The following is a 19,221-nucleotide window of genomic DNA, read 5'->3' on the forward strand; positions in this document are numbered from 1 at the left end:
ACGGGTGAGAATCCCGTCCACCGTATGACTAAGGTTTCCTGAGGAAGGCTCGTCCGCTCAGGGTTAGTCGGGACCTAAGCCGAGGCCGATAGGCGTAGGCGATGGACAACAGGTTGATATTCCTGTACCACCTCCTCACCGTTTGAGAAATGGGGGGACGCAGTAGGATAGGGTAAGCGCGCCGTTGGTTGTGCGCGTCCAAGCAGTAAGGCGTGTGTGTAGGCAAATCCGCACACTGTAACGTTGAGCTGTGATGGCGAGTCCGTATGGACGAAGTTCCTGATTTCACACTGCCAAGAAAAGCCTCTATCGAGGTGAGAGGTGCCCGTACCGCAAACCGACACAGGTAGTCGAGGAGAGAATCCTAAGGTGTGCGAGAGAACTCTCGTTAAGGAACTCGGCAAAATGACCCCGTAACTTCGGGAGAAGGGGTGCTCTTGAGCGTGCAAGCGCATGAGAGCCGCAGTGAATAGGCCCAGGCGACTGTTTAGCAAAAACACAGGTCTCTGCAAAACCGTAAGGTGACGTATAGGGGCTGACGCCTGCCCGGTGCTGGAAGGTTAAGAGGAGTGGTTAGCGCAAGCGAAGCTGCGAATTGAAGCCCCAGTAAACGGCGGCCGTAACTATAACGGTCCTAAGGTAGCGAAATTCCTTGTCGGGTAAGTTCCGACCCGCACGAAAGGCGTAACGATCTGGGCACTGTCTCAACGAGAGACTCGGTGAAATTATAGTACCTGTGAAGATGCAGGTTACCCGCGACAGGACGGAAAGACCCCGTGGAGCTTTACTGTAGCCTGATATTGAATTTTGGTACAACTTGTACAGGATAGGTAGGAGCCAGAGATCTCGGAGCGCCAGCTTCGAAGGAGGCGTCGGTGGGATACTACCCTGGTTGTATTGAAATTCTAACCCATGCCCCTTAGCGGGGCAGGAGACAGTGTCAGGCGGACAGTTTGACTGGGGCGGTCGCCTCCTAAAAGGTAACGGAGGCGCCCAAAGGTTCCCTCAGAATGGTTGGAAATCATTCGTAGAGTGTAAAGGCACAAGGGAGCTTGACTGCGAGACCTACAAGTCGAGCAGGGTCGAAAGACGGGCTTAGTGATCCGGTGGTTCCGCATGGAAGGGCCATCGCTCAACGGATAAAAGCTACCCCGGGGATAACAGGCTTATCTCCCCCAAGAGTCCACATCGACGGGGAGGTTTGGCACCTCGATGTCGGCTCATCGCATCCTGGGGCTGTAGTCGGTCCCAAGGGTTGGGCTGTTCGCCCATTAAAGCGGTACGCGAGCTGGGTTCAGAACGTCGTGAGACAGTTCGGTCCCTATCCGTCGTGGGCGTAGGAAATTTGAGAGGAGCTGTCCTTAGTACGAGAGGACCGGGATGGACACACCGCTGGTGTACCAGTTGTCTTGCCAAAGGCATCGCTGGGTAGCTATGTGTGGACGGGATAAGTGCTGAAAGCATCTAAGCATGAAGCCCCCCTCAAGATGAGATTTCCCATTACGCAAGTAAGTAAGATCCCTCAAAGACGATGAGGTAGATAGGTTCGAGGTGGAAGTGTGGTGACACATGGAGCTGACGAATACTAATCGATCGAGGACTTAACCAATATGTTTGAAGCATTCAATGCACCGTTTATCCAGTTTTGAAAGAATAATTCTTTCAAATAAATAAATGTCTAGTGATGATGGCAAAGAGGTCACACCCGTTCCCATACCGAACACGGAAGTTAAGCTCTTTAGCGCCGATGGTAGTTGGGGGCTTCCCCCTGTGAGAGTAGGACGTCGCTAGGCAAATGAAGAGGCTGGGACAAAACCCACCTCTAAATTAAAAAGCCTGTGAAATTTTACGATCAGTAAAATTTCACAGGCTTTAAATTTTTTCATAAAAAAATAAGGATCACTTCTGATAAAATTAAGTCACCACAACAAAATTATACAGAAAGAAGGATCCTTATGTTTAAAAATTATAACATGAATCAATTAGTTTTGCCTTTAGATTTAGAAGTAACATTACAAAAAAATGATATTGCCTTCCATGTCCACCATCTAGTTGAAAGTATCTCGCCTGAAGCGTTTGAACCATTCCTTCGAAATGAAGGCTGTCCCGCCTACCATCCACGCATGATGCTTAAAATTATCTTATGTGCTTATACACAATCTGTCTTCTCAGGGCGTAAAATTGAAGCCCTATTAAAAGATAGTCTTCGGATGATGTGGCTAGCTCAAGGCTATGAACCAAGCTACCGCACGATCAACCGTTTTCGTGTTCAACCAGAAATGAAAGAGTTGATCCGCCAATGTTTCGTCCAATTCCGTTGCCAGTTGGTCCAAGAAGAATTAATTGATCAGGAAGCTATTTTTATTGATGGAACAAAGATCGAAGCCAATGCGAACAAATTTACTTTCGTGTGGAAAAAATCCATCGAGAAATATCATAACGGATTAATTGAAAAATCAAACCAGTTATACGATGAGCTACTCGAGAAAGAAATCATACCAGAAATTGAACGAGAAAATGGAGAAGAATTAGCAGTAGAAGAGCTCGCCCAGATGGTAGAAAAAGTAGACGAAGTGATTTCTACATATGATCAAAAAATAGAGGATTCATCGGATGTAGCTGCGCGAAAAGCTTTAAGAGCCGAACGGAAATTCCCAAAGCAAGCACGCAAACAATTAATCGACTATATTGTACGTAAACTAAAATATCAAAAAGACTTTGAAATCTTTGGCATGCGAAATAGTTATTCCAAGACGGACTCAGATGCCACATTTATGCGAATGAAAGATGACTATATGAAAAATGGTCAATTGAAAGCAGGTTATAACATCCAAGTCGCAACAGAAGGTCAATATGTGCTTGCCTACAGTATCTATTCGAACCCAACGGATACACGTACCTTAATCCCGTTTTTAGATGAAATCGAACAACATTATTTTGAGCTACCAAAACACGTCGTCGCAGATGCTGGATATGGTAGCGAACAAAATTATGATGATATCCTTTCGAATCGTAAACGAGAAGCCTTAATTACGTATAACTTGTATTTAAAAGAACAAAAGAAAAAGTATAAACAAAACGAATTCAATACAGCATACTGGGATTATGATGAAGAAAATGATCAATACACATGTCCAAACCAACAACAGCTTGTATTTAAATATCGTACCACGAGAACGGATCAATATGATTTCACGCGCGAGTTTAAGGTATACGAATGTGAAGACTGTTCCGAATGCCCATTTCGTTCATTATGTACAAAAGCAAAAGAAGGAAATAATCGTAAGTTAATAGTGAATGAGAAGTGGGAACAGCAAAAAGAATATGTAAGAACAAAGCTTTCAGAAGAAAAAACGAGTACCATTTATCGTCAACGCAAAATTGACGTGGAACCAGTTTTTGGATTCTTGAAAGCTAATTTGCGTTTCACTCGATTTTCTGTTCGAGGAAAATCGAAGGTTAAAAATGAAATAGGTCTGGCATTAATGGCTGTGAATTTAAGAAAATTCACAGCCATTAGGTAGGGAGACAACATAAAAAATAGAGAAATCCTAATTTGAATGAATTCAAATTAGGATTTCTCACTAATTGAAGCTAGTTATGTCCCAGCCTCTTTTTGTTGTACTGAAATTAAGAAAGTAGGCTGTTCCCGGAAAAGGACAGCCTTATACTTAAAACTCAAGAGCATTCCGAAGATCATTTAGATAAGATTGACTCACTGGTAACTCACTTCCATCAATTAAAGTGACAATAAAATTTGATGTTAAATCGCGTGCCATTTTTTTTATGAAATGTATATTTACAATGTAAGATCTATGGATACGAATAAAATATGATGGTAATCGTAATTGAAGTTCTTTAAGTGTAATACTCGTTTTATACTGATCACCCTCTACATAAAACCATGTTTTTTTCTGTAGGCTTTCAATATGAGATATTTTATTAATTGCTACAGGATTCCATTCCTCCTCTTGCTTTCCAGTTAAAAATTGATATGGTTCGGCTCTTTTTGTTGTAAATGATGACGGTAGGACAATGACAAGAGCAGCAGGCTTATTTTGAATGTATATGGGATAACCAATGCCGTAATATGGCGTATCGAATAGGGAATTATCTAAAATAGCATCTGTTTTTTTTTGAGTCTGTAACACTTGGTCCGCAATACTCCCAGGTAATACTTGTTGCCCTATCTCTAAATGAATACTTTGGTGACCAGAGTGAAAATAAACATAAGAATGTTCAACAGCAATCGCAATGGATGAATCAGCAGGTATCCAGTCTTTTAACATAAAAATATATTGTTGTGAAATATCTTTTACGAAAGAATTTAACTCATTGTTCATTGTGAATATCCCCCTTGTTTGTAAACAGTCTTCCAAATTTCATCCTTAAAAAAGGTAGTTTTATCCTTAAAATTTGATCTTTTATCGAAAAATAATGAAAATTCAAATAGTCTGTTATATATTAATTTACAACAAATAAACCTGTTATGGAACAGATAATTAAAAGTTTTTTAACAGAGTATATTGTACACAAAGGGGAAGGTGGAATTTCAATATGTCAACTCGTCAAGAAAGAATCGAAGCTTTAGAAAAACAATGGGCTGAAAACCCACGTTGGGCTGGTATTGAACGCACATATTCAGCTGAAGAGGTTGTTAAATTACAGGGGACAGTAGTAATTGAACAAACACTAGCGCAAAAAGGTGCTACTCGACTTTGGAATTCATTACATGAGGAACCGTTTATCAATGCATTGGGGGCATTAACGGGGAATCAGGCAGTACAACAAGTAAAAGCTGGCTTAAAGGCTATCTATCTATCAGGCTGGCAAGTAGCTGCAGATGCAAACCTGTCTGGTCAAATGTATCCTGACCAATCATTATATCCAGCTAACTCTGTACCAGCAGTAGTAAAACGAATTAATCAAGCACTTCAACGTGCAGATCAAATTGATCATGCTGAAGGACGTGTTGATCAATTTGATTGGTTCGCGCCAATCGTAGCAGACGCAGAAGCAGGTTTTGGTGGGCCTCTAAACGTATTCGAGCTTGTAAAAGGTATGATTGAAGCTGGAGCAGCTGGTGTTCACTTAGAAGATCAATTAGCTTCTGAAAAGAAATGTGGACACCTTGGAGGTAAAGTATTACTTCCAACACAAAATGCTGTTCGTAACTTAGTAGCTGCACGTTTAGCAACGGATGTTATGGGTGTAGATACAATTTTAATTGCACGTACAGATGCTGATGCTGCTGATATGGTTACATCAGATATTGATCCACGTGATGCAGAGTTCATCACTGGTGAACGCACACCCGAAGGCTTCTTCCGTACAAAAGCTGGAATCAAACAAGCAATTGCTCGTGGTTTAGCTTACGCGCCATATGCAGATTTAATTTGGTGTGAAACTTCTAAACCATCACTTGAAGAAGCTAGAGAATTTGCTGAGGCTATTCATGCTGAGTTCCCAGGTAAAATGCTTGCATACAACTGCTCACCTTCATTCAACTGGAAGGCAAATCTTTCAGAAGAAGAAATTGCAGAGTATCAACGTGAACTTGGTAAGTTAGGTTATAAATTCCAATTTGTTACTTTAGCAGGTTTCCATGCACTTAACCACTCTATGTTTGAGCTTGCTCATGACTATAAAGATAATGGTATGGCTGCATATTCTAAGCTACAGCAAGCAGAGTTTGCTTCTGAGTCTAAAGGCTATACAGCTACACGTCACCAACGTGAAGTAGGTACTGGTTACTTTGATGAAATCTCTCAAGTTATCTCTGGTGGTACTTCTTCTACAACTGCAATGGCAGGTTCTACTGAAACAGAACAGTTTGTATAAGTCTTAGTTTAAATACGTGTTTTCCTAAATTCATAATCATAGAATAGTCTCCTCCGCTCCTCCTAAAGCGGAGGATGACGAAACTAAAATGGCAAAGGTGGGTAAACAGCTAATGGAACAAGCAACGACAGGTAAGCTTAAAATTGTTGGAGAACAAAACGAGCAAACTAATGAAATTTTGACACCTGAAGCTCTTGAATTTGTTCTTGCCCTGCACGAAAAATTTGATGCTCGCCGCAAGGAGCTGTTGGAGGCTCGACAAGAACGCCAAAAACGACTTGATGCGGGAGAGAAGCTGGATTTCCTGCCAGAGACGAAGCATATTCGTGAAGGTGATTGGGTAATTGCACCACTTCCAAAAGACTTGCAAGATCGCCGTGTTGAAATTACAGGGCCAGTTGATCGGAAGATGGTTATTAATGCGTTAAATTCTGGAGCAAAAATGTTCATGGCATGCTTTGAGGATGCATCTTCCCCAACATGGGAAAATATGATTGGTGGTCAAATTAATATGCGTGATGCTATTAATAAGACGATTGAATTTACACAAGCATCCAATGGCAAAACATATAAATTAAATGATGAGACAGCAGTGCTGTTAGTACGTCCACGAGGTTTACACTTGCTTGAGAAGCATGTACTAGTGGATGGAGAGCCGATTTCAGGCAGTTTCTTTGACTTCGGTTTATATCTATTCCACAATGCCAAAAACGCACTTGCACAAGGTACAGGGCCATACTTCTATCTACCAAAGCTTGAAAGCCATTTAGAGGCTCGACTATGGAACGATGTCTTTGTGTTTGCTCAAGATTATATTGGTATTCCACAGGGGACAATAAAAGCTACTGTATTAATTGAAACAATTTTAGCCGCGTTTGAGATGGATGAAATTTTATATGAGCTACGTGAACATTCAGCTGGTTTGAATTGTGGTCGCTGGGATTATATTTTCAGCTATATTAAACGTCTACGCAATCAAGCTGACGTTATTTTGCCAGATCGTGGGCAAGTAACGATGACAGTACCTTTCATGAAAGCCTATACATCTTTATGTATTCAAACATGTCACAAGCGGAATGCACCAGCAATGGGCGGAATGGCAGCACAAATTCCAGTTAAAAATGATGATGAGGCAAATGCAGTAGCCTTTGCAAAAGTGGCAGAAGATAAACGTCGTGAGGCAACAGAGGGGCATGACGGTACATGGGTAGCACATCCTGGTATGGTTGCAACAGCGATGGAGCAATTTGATGCTATTATGACAACGCCTAACCAAATTCATAAAAAGCGTGAGGATGTACATGTAACTGCCGAAGATTTAGTAGCTGTACCAGAAGGAACAATTACAATTGAAGGTCTACGTATTAACTGTAGTGTTGGTGTACAATATATTGCTTCATGGCTTCGAGGTAACGGGGCTGCACCAATTAATAACTTGATGGAGGATGCTGCAACAGCAGAAATCTCTCGTACACAAGTATGGCAATGGATCCGTCATCCGAAAGGAATCTTAGATGATGGACGTGGTATTACATTAGCATTTGTTTTAGAAATATTGGAAGAAGAACTTGTGAAGATTAAAGAGGCTGTTGGGGAACAAGCTTATAACAGTGGTCGCTATGAAGAAGCTGCTGAACTGTTTAAATCCTTAATTGAACAAGATGAATTTGCAGAATTCTTGACACTTCCAGGGTATGAAAAATTAGCGTAAAATACAAATCTACTATCCAACATATCAAACTTTCCTAATAACTATCTATGGATTGCACTCGGGTACAGTCCAGCCTATTCCACTAACATAACGTGACGGGGTCTGTTCCCCCGTTTAAAGAGATGAGCACGATTGAATTAAAAGGGGTCTATAAATAAAAGTTAAGAGATTTTAAGGGTTTAAAGATGTCTTACTAGCTTAGATGGGGAGCGGTAAGGCATCTTTTTATTGTACATCCGCGTAACTGTTTTAAAAGTTACGCGGCTTTTCTATTCTAATTTACTATGGCTAGTACAAAGCCATCATACCCTTTCACACCAACTGTTTGTATAGCTGTTGCTTCAATTCTAGGGTCTGCTTTTAGTAAATCCACAAATTCCTGTACGCCTCTAACGCGTTCATCCTCACTATTTTCATCAGTTACCGCACCGTTACGCACAACATTATCAGCGATGATAACAGCCCCAGCCTGTGCTAATTTTAACGCCCACTCTAAGTAAGCAGGGTTATTAGGTTTATCAGCATCAATAAAGATAAAGTCGAATAATAGTCCAGCTTTTTTTAAGTTTGGCAATGTATCTAGGGCATTTCCTACAATTACCTCAATCATTTGTTCATAGCCTGCATTCTCTATATTTTGCTTGGCGATTTTGGCGTAATCTTCATTAATTTCTAAAGTCACTACCTTTCCTGCTTGAGGAAGAGCTTGGGCTAAGCAAATACTGCTATAGCCTCCAAGTGTACCGATCTCTAAAATATTTACCGCACTTTTCATTTTAGCGAGTAAATATAATAGTTTCCCTTGAGTAGGAGATACATCAATTTCTGGAATACCTGCAGCTTTATTAGCCTGTAGTGCACTATTAAGGTGTTCGTTTTCTGGTAGGAGCTTAGTCATGAAATAATCATCTACATTATGCCAAACATTTAATTCTGTCATTATACAGCCTCATTTCACTATTTTTTAAAGTGCAAGCTTGCCAATAAAGTGTATGATAGAATGAATCATAATAAAAATATATTATTATTATTTATACATAACTAAAGATTATGAATTGAGGTTAAATCATGAATAGTCATGGCTTAAAATTGTTTTATCAAGTTGCGGCTACAGGCAGTTTTACAAAAGCTGCAGAAAAGCTATGTATCAGTCAACCTGCCGTTTCAAGTCAAATCAAACGTTTTGAGCATGAAATTGGCGTCCAGCTATTTCAACAACAGGGACGTGGTGTAGTACTTACTGAATTCGGTGTGGCACTAGCAGAAAAAGCTCAAAATCTTATTGCTCTTGAACAACATATTGAAACATTTATAGAAGATTATCGACTTGCAAGAGCAGAAAATTTACACATTGTTGCAACCTACTTACCTGCTAATTTTTTAATTCCTAAATGGGCAGCTACTTTCAAGGCTGCAAATGAACAGGCGAATTTAATGATTACAACGACCAATACAAAGGATGCCTTTGAACAGTTAATAAACTATAAAGCGGATATGGCTATTTATGGTGGGGGAATGTCTGAAAGACCTAAGGAAATAGAGTGGGAGGAATTATATGAGGATGAATTATGGTTTGTAGTATCGCCAAATCATCGTTATGCACATCAATCTATTACATTAGTCGAAATGTTTCAGGAGCCTTTTATTATGAGGGAAGTAGGGAGTTCGATGAGGGAGCATCTTTTCTCATTATGTCAAACATACCAAGTGAGACCACCAAAAATCGCACTCCAATTTAATGGCATTCATGAAACCATTCGCTCAGTCATGGCAGGCTATGGTGCAAATTTTATTTCTTCTCTTGCGGTTAGAGAGTATGTAGAGAGTGGGCAATTGGCGAGGGTTTATGTCAAGGATATACATGCCATTAAACATAAAATTGCGATTTGTACGAGGAATAATGAGAAGCAGAATTTACTTGTGCAAAGATTTATTGAAACCATTAAAAATTCTCCCATTTAAAAATTTGTATCTCATGCAAGGTGGAGAGAAATTTGTTATATTAGTTGTATAACAAATATGGAGCTGATAAACATGCTTATTCAAATAGAATTTCAATCAGACGTACCTATTTATGAGCAGGTGACACGTCAAATTATTGAAGGAATTGCTAGAGGAGAAATGAAACCAGGTGATACTTTACCGTCTGTGCGAAGTTTAGCTGCTGATCTAGGTGTTAATATGCATACTGTTAATAAGAGCTATCATGAATTAGAGGCAAAAGGGATTATTACCATTCGACCAAAATCTGGAGCTATTATATGTTCTACAGAGGAGAGAGCTTTAACACCTGAGCAACTACGACAAATCGAAAAGAATTTGAAACCTGTTGTGGCAGAAGGAATGGTGCTCGGCGCAACAGCTGAACAAATTGAGCACATGATGAAAAAAGTATTCGCTGATTTGCAAATTCCAGCAGAGGGAGTGTAGCAAAATGCTACTTGGTGTTTTTACAACCATTTACATCATGACATTAGCTTTGCAAATAGTGGTTCCTTATATTGTACGAGAGACAATCGTTTTTGGAGTCACTGTGCCTGAACAAAAGATTAAACATCCCATCCTAGCTCAATTGAAAAAACAGTATGTTCAATTCGTAGGAGGCACAGGGATAGTATTTCTAATCATCATGATTATTAGTTACAATCAATTAGCGCCTTCTGAATCCATGCAAAGTATTGTATTATTAAGTTGTTTGTTTAGTATGCTTACAGTAAGTATGGTGCTGTATTGGATAAATCATCAAAAGGTATCTACTTTGAAAAAACAAGAGCAGTGGGGCGCAAATATTAAACAAGTACGGGCAGTAGATTTAACTGCACGAAGCCGCGATGAAATGCTTCCTTGGTCTTTTTTTGCTGTACCGTTAGGAATATCAGTATTTTTGATCATTTACACAGTACTACATTACGATCAAATGCCAAATGATATAGCAGTACATTGGGGGCCGAGTGGAGAAGCAGATGACTGGAGAGATAAGACCTATTTTACGGCTATTTCACTGCCATTGATAATGCTAATGATGCAATGTATGATGTGGGGAATTACCGACTCCATTAAACGTTCTGCAATTAAATTAGCTGTAAATCACAAAGAGGAATCGTTGGAGGATCAGCTCAAAACGCGAAAATACATGAGTTGGCAAATATTAATGATAAGTTATGCATTAACAGCTTTATTAACAATTTTGCAATTAAGCAATATCTATCCTTCTATGACAGTAGGCTATAAGCTATTACCTGTATTTATTTTGTTCTTAGTTGTTTTGCTGGGCTCATTACTTATATATGTTTTGAAAAAACATAAACACAAAGTACGCTATGAAGCAAATATAGATTCACAGGTAATGGACGTGGATGAGGATCGCTATTGGAAGGGTGGCTTAATTTATATGAATCGACAAGACCCTTCCATTTTTGTGGAGAAACGCTTTGGGGTAGGATGGACTATGAACCTTGCCAATCCTAGAGGCTATATTGTTATTGGTTTACCTTTTCTCTTATTGCTGTTGATTTCTATATTTTCGTTATAAAATAATAGTAATTTGTGATGAAAAAATTCGTTCTATATGATCGGATTTTTTCTTATTAACTGGAGGTGGGCAGATGAAGATCCTTGTTGTTGATGATGATGTTCATATTTTACAACTAGTAAATATTTATCTTACAAGGGAAGGTTATCAAGTGTTACTTGCTGAAAATGCACAGCAGGCACTAGCCTTACTTGAAGGGAGTCTGCCTGATTTAGCTGTTGTCGATGTAATGATGCCAGGAATGGATGGTTTTACACTAACAGAGTCTTTAACCCAAGATTATGATATTCCTGTTTTATTATTAACAGCAAAAGGGGAGCTAGAGGATAAAGAACGTGGCTTTTTAGCAGGATCTGACGATTATGTTGTAAAGCCCTTTGAACCAAAGGAGTTATTATTTCGTATAGCCGCGATTTTGAGGAGATTGGATAAAAAAAATCAAGTAACCATTCAAGTAGGCAAACTAGTAATTGATCGTCGAAGCTTTGAGGTTGTAATAGAGGGAAATACACTTATATTACCTTTAAAGGAATTTGAATTACTGGCTTTGTTAGCATCACGACCCCATCAAGTGTTTACTCGTAGCTATATTATGGAACAAGTATGGGGCTATGACTATGATGGAGATGAGCAAACGTTAAATACGCATGTGAAGCGGATTCGTGAAAGATTAAATCGATATGACACGGCTGTTGAAATTACAACAGTAAGAGGTGTTGGCTATAAGCTAGAGGAAACAACATGAAAACGTTATATAGTAAATTTGTTGTAACAACAATGCTGGTAATGATTGGAAGCTTATGTTTGGGCTTTTTAGTAACAAATACCTATTACCATCAAGTTGTAAAAGAAAAAAATGATACGAAAAACGTTAGCATAGCACAGGATATTGTGCATTATATTGAGACAGACAAACCAGAAGATTTAAATAGCTATTTGACAACATTGGGCGAGATTGGCTATCAAATTTATGTAACAACTGGTGAGGAGGGGCATTTTTTTGGCGGTCCATATCGTGATAAAACATTGTCAGCATCTGTTGTTGAGCATGTTTTAAACGGAGAAACCTATCATGGTATGCGAGATTTCCCTAAAGAAACCTTTGTAACAGGCTTTTTTGCTAATGAACTAAATAATACAATTGGTGTGCCATTTACCTATGAAAACAAGCCCTATGCTTTATTCATAAGACCTGATATTCGTTTATTGTTTTCTGAGGTGCATACAATACTTGCAGGATTAATGTTGGTTATGACGGTACTGAGCCTACTTGCCATGCTATTATTTGCTAAAGCATTAATTCGCCCCATTACAAAGCTAACAGCAGCCACTCAACAGCTAGCACATGAAAAATTTGATACAGTTCTAGATATTGATCGTGCAGATGAAATTGGTCAATTAGCGGCAAGCTTTAATAGGATGACTGAGAGACTACAGGAAAATGATCGTACAAGGAAGGAATTTATCAGTAATGTATCACATGACTTCCAATCACCTTTATTAAATATTCAAGGGTATGTTGATTTACTGAAAAATCCTTCCCTTACTGAGCAGGAAAGACAGGAATATGCAGCAATCATTGAGCTAGAAACAAAACGCCTATCTACATTGACCAAGCAATTATTATTATTAACATCGCTTGATCAATCGACAAGAATCGTAAAACGTGAGTCTTATCGGTTAGATGAACAGCTAAAGGAAACCGTACGAAAGTATCGTTGGCAAATGGAAGAGTCACAGCTTCAAGTATCATATAAGCTAGAGCAAATTATTTTTGATGGCGATGCAGGGCTTTTACAAAATGTATGGGATAATTTACTGACAAATGCCATTAAATATAATGTAGAGGGTGGGCAAATACGTCTACATGTACAAAGAAAATCTGCCTCACTTGAAATTCTTGTTGAGGACAGTGGAATAGGAATGACTGAGGATCAATTAGCAAAAGTATATGACCGTTTTTATCGCGCCGATGCGTCTAGAACCAAGCAAGGGACGGGGCTAGGCTTAGCGATTGTCAAACAAATTGTTGAGCTACATGGAGGGACCATACAGATGGAAAGTAAAGTGCATGCAGGCACAAAGGTTTATATCCATTTACCAATTTTGTCATAAGGAGTTCATGTAAAGTTCATGTTCACGCGATAAACTGCTACTTAGTTGAAACGAACATAGGGGGAGTTATCGTATGGAACAAAAGTGGAGCATACGCCTTATTCGATTAGCGGCAATTTTTGCTTTAATCGGCACATATTTAGGCTCACATATGTCGGGATCAGGTAGTTATGAATATAGACCGATACATGCACATATTTTACTTGTTGGCTGGCTTAGTATGTTTGCCTGGGGTATTTTTTATCGAGCCTTCAAAGTGAAATCACAAAAATTAGTAACCATTCATGGTTGGACAGCTATTGTGGGTGTTCTGGGCTTAACATTAGGCATGTGGTTTTATAATATAAATCCATTTAATTTCGGTAGTACTTTTACATTAGTCTTCTTTATTGTAGGAGGAACTACGTTATTAATTAGCTTTGCTTTATTTATTGTTGTAACATTTATGATTAATCAAAAAGTGGATATGAAAAAATAATGAAACCTACCGTGTCACGATTTGTGGAGCGGTAGGTTTTCATATTTATTGAATAACTTCTAGAGATTTTTCAGCCATTTTGAAGCCTCTTGGTACTCTTGTGTACCATACCCGATAACAAGCTGGGGTTTTTGGTTTTACTCTTTATAACGATAAAATATAACCTAAGTACCATTTTCGCGCTATTCTAATATGTCTAGTTTACAATACATTTTGTATATGATACTATACATTTAGAGGTGGGTGAATTGAAAAAAAGCAAAGTAAATAACAATGTGCGCCATTTTCGACGATTACTTAATCTAACACAAGAAGAATTTGCTGAAAAAATAGGTGTACATAGACAAACCGTTATTGCGATTGAGAAGCAAAAATATGAGCCTTCAATTGGTGTGGTATTAATGATTTCTTCGGTTTTGAAGGAGCCAATTGAAAAACTATTCTTTTTTGATGATGAAGTTGAATAAAGGATTTAAGGGGGTAAATATATATGCGGTCAAAGAAATGGATGATCTTAATTTTTTACTTATATTTATTCTTATCATTGGGGTATATGAGTTATTCCGCGTATGGTAGGGAAGATAATATTTGGATTATATGGTTAATTGCAAGTTTGTCTGTAGGCTATCAAATCATTCGATTCTTAATTGACAAAAAGAAAGATGGATGGAATAGCAGTTATGTAGTAGCCGATCAACGAATTTTTGGAAAGATTAAATTGTCGTTGGCAATATCCTATGTATTTATAATTGTTTTTTTAATAATTGGAGCTTTGGGAATTAGTCAAGGTTTCTTTATGTTTGATTCATTTGAAACGATTGTTGCAGCCATTATTTTTAGCTTATTAGTATTTATGATTTCTCAAATAGTTCAACAATTTATAAAGTAACAAACAAAAGGTTGTTATTTTTCATTTTAATTCTTCTTAATATGGTGTACGTACAAAAATACCATTTTAGGGGGAATTTTTTTATGACAATTATTAACGCATTATCATTAAATAATCAAGAACAACAAGCAGTAGTGGAAAAGATTAAGGACCGAGTAACTAGTAAATTAAATCTTGCTGTTGATTTCTCAAAATTACATGGGAATCAAGTCGATTTTTCTTTAATGAATCGTGGCGAAATTCGAAAGTTAGATAACACGATTGGTAAACAATTTACTGTTCCCACAAAAACATATGAGGGTTTAAATGGTCAGGTCCAATATACAGAGTTAAACGACATTTATATGCTTAATGTAACTACTCCAACAAAAAACCCGGAACTTTTAATTCCACTTCGCAATCTTGCTAAAGCTAATGAAAAACTTGATCGACTTGCAAAACATGTAGTTGCAGAAGGATATACGCTTATTGACAGTGATGAGGTAGTTATTCAAACACAAAAAGCAGTTTTTGAAAATGCAATCGAAACTTTTGTTGAAGCAACGAATATGTATACTCTTCCTATCTACAAAGATGATAATGCTGTCGGTTATTTAGTCTTTGATGAAATTAACTCTAATCCCATTGTAATCATTGGGAATGATATGACTGCAATCAATGAAGAGGGAGAAATAATTACAATCTTTGCCTCAGGAGATAGTTGTTCTTTAAAATGGGCTGACTGTATGCAACAAGAATTAGGTTGTAGTAACTGGTCTTCGTGTTTACTTCTGTTTGGTACTTGTATCTCCGCTTGTTGTACTTGTGCAGGTGTCGTTACTTGTCTTGTATGTGTAGGTTGTGCAATTCATGTATTTAACGCTGCGTGGTCTTGTCGTATGTGCGTTCCTGATGCAGCACGACCAAAAGAATGTCCGGTTAAATAAAAGTGTACTACCTTATGCCATTATTTAGATTCCAACTCTGTCTGCAAAAGATTATTCCTATTTTATAATTATAGGAAGATCCAGCCTTGGTTAGAAGGTGTGCCAAGTAGCTCCCATATTCTCAAAAATCTATAGATAACATAATAATAGCGCCCCCTAAAAACAGGGGCGCTATTTGACGCTTTCATTTTTTTAGAAAAGGTTGTGATATTTGAAATTGCTTTTTCTATATATCTTATGAATATTAGTGGAGGTGTTAGAGAGTGAGTGATACTCAAGTTAAACTAATATTAGGTTCAAACTCTTTTGATGAAGAGAAACTAAAAGAGAAAGTAACAAATAATATCTCTCTTATTGGAGCAAAGCACTTTTGGGATCAAGGATATAAAGGTAAAGATGTAGTTGTTGCTATATTAGATACTGGTTGTAACTATCATCATATAGACTTAAAGGATCGCATTATTGGTGGGTATAATTTTACAAAAGAATCTAATGGTGACTCTTCTATTTTTGAAGATTTTAATGGTCATGGAACGCATGTAGCTGGAACAATAGCAGCTTCAATTAACGGTATAGGAATCGTAGGAGTAGCGCCTGAAGCTAGTCTACTTATTTTGAAAGTATTAGATTATAAAGGAAGCGGTACGTTAGCTTCATTGGTTAAAGCCATTGATTATGCTATAAATTGGACAGGCCCAAATAATGAAAAAGTAAACGTTCTATCTTTATCGTTAGGCCTATCGTCTTCTAAAGAAAACCTTCATAATGTCATAAAACAAGCTGTATCAAACGATATTGCAGTTGTAGTAGCATCTGGCAATGAAGGTGATGGTGATTTATCCACTGACGAATATTCATATCCAGCTGGGTATGAGGAAGTAATAGCAGTTGGTGCAACGGATAAAAATAATAAAATTGCTAATTTTACTAATACTAATAAAGAGGTAGATATTTATGCACCAGGGGTAGATATTAGATCAACCTATTTAAATAAAGATTATGCAGATTTATCAGGTACTTCTATGGCGGCTCCACATGTAACAGGGGCATTAGCTTTATTGATTAATAAATATAAAAACTTGAAGAAATCAAAGCTTACAGAAGCAGAATTGTTTATGTATTTAATGCAACACACCACCAAAGTACAAATAGGCGATTATGGTGAAACGATCTCTATTCTTAATCTATCAAAAGACATTAGCATAGAAGGTGGTTCTAATGAACCATCTGAAACCCCATTAGATCTATCATTGCTACTTAAATGTTTCTGTGAAGCTCGAAAATCACAAGCATTATTTACACAATCCTTGAACGAAAATTCGACAGAGAATGAACGGAAATTTTTAATATCTTTGATTCAGGAATCCGCTTATACCGCGAGTCATATTAAAAATTTATGTAAATCATTTAAATGATAAAGTTATAATGTTAATATAACTATGGGATGTAAAAAATGGGTTTATTTACAAAAACTTTTTTCAAAAAAGAATGTAAACTCTTTTTTTTTAAATATAAAAGGGAACATATGATCTGTTTGAAGTAAAAAATAGAACATATGTTCCGAGAAAGGGGTGCTTTAATTGTTGGAAAACGAATGGAATGAAGAAAAAATCAGAAAATTTGAAACGGAAAATCCAGAGTTACTAAAAAATGATTTGGTGATTTCTTTTCTCGAAACACCAATTAACAAAGAAATGTATTTGAAAACAATATTAAACCCTACTCCCGAAAATATGAAAGAGTTAGATATATTATTTAAACATTTTTATTTTAAAATTCGCTTTATTTCCCATATATCTACAACACTTAAATTTAATTCTATTAATTACGACAAACGAACGAGGCTTATACAATCAAGATTTTCTACTACTTTAGATGCCCCAATTAATTTTAGTGAAGACCAAGAAACATTTCTCGATTTAATAGCCGACGAACAAGCTGGATACGACCCTTTAGAGGAGGTTGTTATAAACGATGACCTCGATGAACATATAAGCTGTCCAGTATTGTATGATGCATTAAATTCACTTACCAAAAAGCAAAAGGAAATTATTAATTTAGCGTATGCAGAAGGATTAAGTGATACAGAAATTGGACTGATATTAAATAAAACGCAGCAAGCGGTCTCTAAAACTCATAAGAAAGCTTTAGGAAATATGCTAACTTACATTGAAAAACGAAAGAATAATGGAGGTTAAGGATAAATAAAGGGGGTGACTTATTGATGATAATAGAACCATCAGAATGGCTTACGATCATCGGAAATTTTGGATTTCCTATTGCAATAACAATATATCTGTTTATTAGATTCGAAAAGAAAATAGAAAATCTTGAACTAAGTATTAACCAATTATCAGAAGTTATAAAGGATTTAAGAAGGGACTGAAAATAAATGTCACAAGAATTAATTGCCCTTGTAGAAAGATCAAAACATGATGATAAAGCTTTATTAACTATATTAAATTATTTTGAACCTAAATTGAAACATTGTCTTTATCAAACGTCTCCACATCATAGAGAAGATTTACGTCAGGATTTACTTATTAAGCTCATTAATACTATAAGAAAATATGATGTCAATTCTGTTCCTGGGTTTTGGGATATGAAGCAACGCTTTAGTGACAAACAAAATTTAAAAAAATCCAATTGATTACGAAACGGTCAAAAAGATGTGATTAAATCTTTTTGATCGTTTTATTTTTGAAAGGTTGTTATTTTAAGTAGTATTTCTTCTTTAATTAATATATCCTACATGGTGGCATAGCCAAGCGGTAAGGCCAAGGTCTGCAAAACCTTTATCCTCGGTTCAAATCCGAGTGCCACCTTTTGTAACTATTAAGCTTAAACTGAGGCTTTCATTTTATAAACACCTTTATGAGGTTGGTCTGACCCAGAAAAGTTAGACATATTTAGTTAAACAACTTTTTAGACCTGAGTTCGGACTGATATGCTCCCTATTAGGTAGACAGATTAAAAAATAAAATCTGTTTATCTAAGGGGAGTATTTTTTATGGGTCTTTGGTCTTTTAACTTTGGAAAATAAATTTTATAAAATGGTTGTTATTTCGTATTGCTGGGTTTCTTTATTACTTATAACAAGATAAGGGGGATTTTTTATGGAAGTAATAGTATATTCTAGTAACGGTTGTGGATTTTGTACTAAACAAAAGGAATTCTTAAAAGAGAAAGGGATTGTTTTTGAGGAAAGGGAGGTTAATACTAACGAACAATACTTTCAAGAATTCGAAGAATTAGGTGGTTTAGGTGTACCTTTAACGATTGTGAAAGAAGCTGGAGAGACTGTTTCGACAATTATTGGTTTCAATAGGGAAGAACTATCTAAGATCTTAATTCAACAATAAATGCTAGGTGGGTGAGAAATATTCTTGTCCACCTTTCACTAATTACTTACATACCAGAGTTTCCGGGTTTATCCTGTAAGAAAGATCTCATTCGCCAGTGTTTACTGCACTTCCATGACCAACTTATAAAAGAAAACAAAATCGACCAAGGGGCCATTTTGATTGATGGTACTAAAACTGAAACAACAAAAAAGAGTCCGGATGATATTGCTATGCGTAAACAGTTGCGTAGTGAACGAAAAAACAAATGTTATAACAAATGCATGACTGGATGACGTGTAAACAGAAGTACTTTTTTGCTCAGAATGCATTTCTAGCTGATAGGTCTCATATAGAATTTCCTTTAAAACAAAAAGTGCCTTTTGTA

The 19,221-nt window shown here is 37.1% G+C and carries 19 protein-coding genes, 1 tRNA gene and 2 rRNA genes (1 of these 22 running past the window's edge); 20 read left to right on the plus strand and 2 right to left on the minus strand.

Features of this window, described 5'->3' with window-relative positions; translation table 11 throughout:
- The 3 genes from MKZ14_RS00630 to MKZ14_RS00640 all read left to right on the plus strand — a co-directional run.
- Positions 1-1,609, plus strand: a 23S ribosomal RNA gene (locus MKZ14_RS00630); it begins 1,319 nt to the left of the window's first position.
- Positions 1,610-1,677: 68 nt separating this feature from the next.
- Positions 1,678-1,793: ribosomal RNA gene (gene rrf, locus MKZ14_RS00635) — 5S ribosomal RNA — on the plus strand.
- Between the two features lie 162 nt (positions 1,794-1,955).
- The gene (locus tag MKZ14_RS00640) at positions 1,956-3,524 is read left to right on the plus strand and encodes an IS1182 family transposase (RefSeq protein ID WP_333006306.1); all 1,569 of its coding nucleotides are present in this window, start codon (positions 1,956-1,958) and stop codon (positions 3,522-3,524) included.
- Between the two features lie 147 nt (positions 3,525-3,671).
- Here MKZ14_RS00640 and MKZ14_RS00645 read toward each other — a convergent pair whose 3' ends face one another.
- Positions 3,672-4,343 carry a LytTR family DNA-binding domain-containing protein gene (locus MKZ14_RS00645; RefSeq protein WP_036075349.1) on the minus strand — a complete coding sequence of 224 codons (672 nt, stop codon included), beginning with the start codon at positions 4,341-4,343 and terminating at the stop codon, positions 3,672-3,674.
- Positions 4,344-4,557: 214 nt separating this feature from the next.
- On the opposite strand from MKZ14_RS00645, the gene aceA reads away from it, so the two are divergent.
- Positions 4,558-5,841 (plus strand): isocitrate lyase, encoded by a 1,284-nt coding sequence (aceA, locus tag MKZ14_RS00650; RefSeq protein ID WP_004233046.1) that lies wholly within the window; start codon positions 4,558-4,560, stop codon positions 5,839-5,841.
- Positions 5,842-5,953: 112 nt separating this feature from the next.
- Positions 5,954-7,552, plus strand: coding sequence for a malate synthase A (gene aceB / locus MKZ14_RS00655; RefSeq protein ID WP_258859470.1), 1,599 nt, complete (start codon positions 5,954-5,956; stop codon positions 7,550-7,552).
- A 274-nt stretch (positions 7,553-7,826) separates the two neighbouring features.
- Here the strand turns inward: aceB and MKZ14_RS00660 are convergent, their stop codons facing one another.
- Entirely contained in the window at positions 7,827-8,492 is a 666-nt protein-coding gene (locus MKZ14_RS00660) for an O-methyltransferase (RefSeq protein WP_036075347.1), read from the minus strand.
- Positions 8,493-8,620: 128 nt separating this feature from the next.
- Between MKZ14_RS00660 and MKZ14_RS00665 the strand changes: the two genes are divergently transcribed.
- From MKZ14_RS00665 to MKZ14_RS00735, 15 genes are all read left to right on the plus strand, one after another.
- Entirely contained in the window at positions 8,621-9,514 is an 894-nt protein-coding gene (locus MKZ14_RS00665; protein WP_339280556.1) for a LysR family transcriptional regulator, read from the plus strand.
- 72 nt (positions 9,515-9,586) lie between these two features.
- Positions 9,587-9,982, plus strand: coding sequence for a GntR family transcriptional regulator (locus tag MKZ14_RS00670; RefSeq protein WP_036075346.1), 396 nt, complete (start codon positions 9,587-9,589; stop codon positions 9,980-9,982).
- Positions 9,983-9,986: 4 nt separating this feature from the next.
- Entirely contained in the window at positions 9,987-11,084 is a 1,098-nt protein-coding gene (locus tag MKZ14_RS00675) for a DUF5808 domain-containing protein (RefSeq protein WP_333006308.1), read from the plus strand.
- Between the two features lie 73 nt (positions 11,085-11,157).
- A complete protein-coding gene (locus MKZ14_RS00680; RefSeq protein WP_036075344.1) occupies positions 11,158-11,829 on the plus strand; it encodes a response regulator transcription factor in 672 nt (223 codons plus the stop codon).
- Positions 11,826-13,199 carry a HAMP domain-containing sensor histidine kinase gene (locus MKZ14_RS00685; RefSeq protein ID WP_036075343.1) on the plus strand — a complete coding sequence of 458 codons (1,374 nt, stop codon included), beginning with the start codon at positions 11,826-11,828 and terminating at the stop codon, positions 13,197-13,199. The genes MKZ14_RS00680 and MKZ14_RS00685 overlap by 4 nt, the downstream gene beginning before the upstream one ends.
- Before the next feature lie 73 nt (positions 13,200-13,272).
- Positions 13,273-13,677, plus strand: coding sequence for a hypothetical protein (locus MKZ14_RS00690; RefSeq protein ID WP_016992424.1), 405 nt, complete (start codon positions 13,273-13,275; stop codon positions 13,675-13,677).
- 248 nt (positions 13,678-13,925) lie between these two features.
- The gene (locus MKZ14_RS00695; RefSeq protein ID WP_016992423.1) at positions 13,926-14,144 is read left to right on the plus strand and encodes a helix-turn-helix transcriptional regulator; all 219 of its coding nucleotides are present in this window, start codon (positions 13,926-13,928) and stop codon (positions 14,142-14,144) included.
- Positions 14,145-14,167: 23 nt separating this feature from the next.
- Positions 14,168-14,566 (plus strand): hypothetical protein, encoded by a 399-nt coding sequence (locus MKZ14_RS00700; protein WP_312124567.1) that lies wholly within the window; start codon positions 14,168-14,170, stop codon positions 14,564-14,566.
- Between the two features lie 83 nt (positions 14,567-14,649).
- Positions 14,650-15,492, plus strand: coding sequence for a hypothetical protein (locus MKZ14_RS00705; RefSeq protein ID WP_312124568.1), 843 nt, complete (start codon positions 14,650-14,652; stop codon positions 15,490-15,492).
- A gap of 263 nt (positions 15,493-15,755) precedes the next feature.
- On the plus strand, positions 15,756-16,907 hold the full coding sequence (locus MKZ14_RS00710) for a S8 family peptidase (RefSeq protein WP_333006311.1): 1,152 nt from the start codon (positions 15,756-15,758) through the stop codon (positions 16,905-16,907).
- A gap of 168 nt (positions 16,908-17,075) precedes the next feature.
- Complete coding sequence (locus MKZ14_RS00715) at positions 17,076-17,690, plus strand: sigma-70 family RNA polymerase sigma factor (protein WP_128568246.1); 615 nt, start codon at positions 17,076-17,078, stop codon at positions 17,688-17,690.
- Between the two features lie 26 nt (positions 17,691-17,716).
- The gene (locus tag MKZ14_RS00720; protein WP_016992417.1) at positions 17,717-17,878 is read left to right on the plus strand and encodes a YvrJ family protein; all 162 of its coding nucleotides are present in this window, start codon (positions 17,717-17,719) and stop codon (positions 17,876-17,878) included.
- A 6-nt stretch (positions 17,879-17,884) separates the two neighbouring features.
- Entirely contained in the window at positions 17,885-18,142 is a 258-nt protein-coding gene (locus MKZ14_RS00725; RefSeq protein WP_016992416.1) for a helix-turn-helix domain-containing protein, read from the plus strand.
- Between the two features lie 104 nt (positions 18,143-18,246).
- Positions 18,247-18,317 (plus strand) — tRNA-Cys (locus MKZ14_RS00730).
- Between the two features lie 291 nt (positions 18,318-18,608).
- A complete protein-coding gene (locus MKZ14_RS00735; protein ID WP_016992415.1) occupies positions 18,609-18,854 on the plus strand; it encodes a glutaredoxin family protein in 246 nt (81 codons plus the stop codon).
- Positions 18,855-19,221: the final 367 nt, after the last annotated feature.

It is taken from the genome of Lysinibacillus sp. FSL P2-0066 (assembly GCF_037969495.1).
GTDB classification, from domain to species: Bacteria; Bacillota; Bacilli; order Bacillales_A; family Planococcaceae; genus Lysinibacillus; species Lysinibacillus boronitolerans.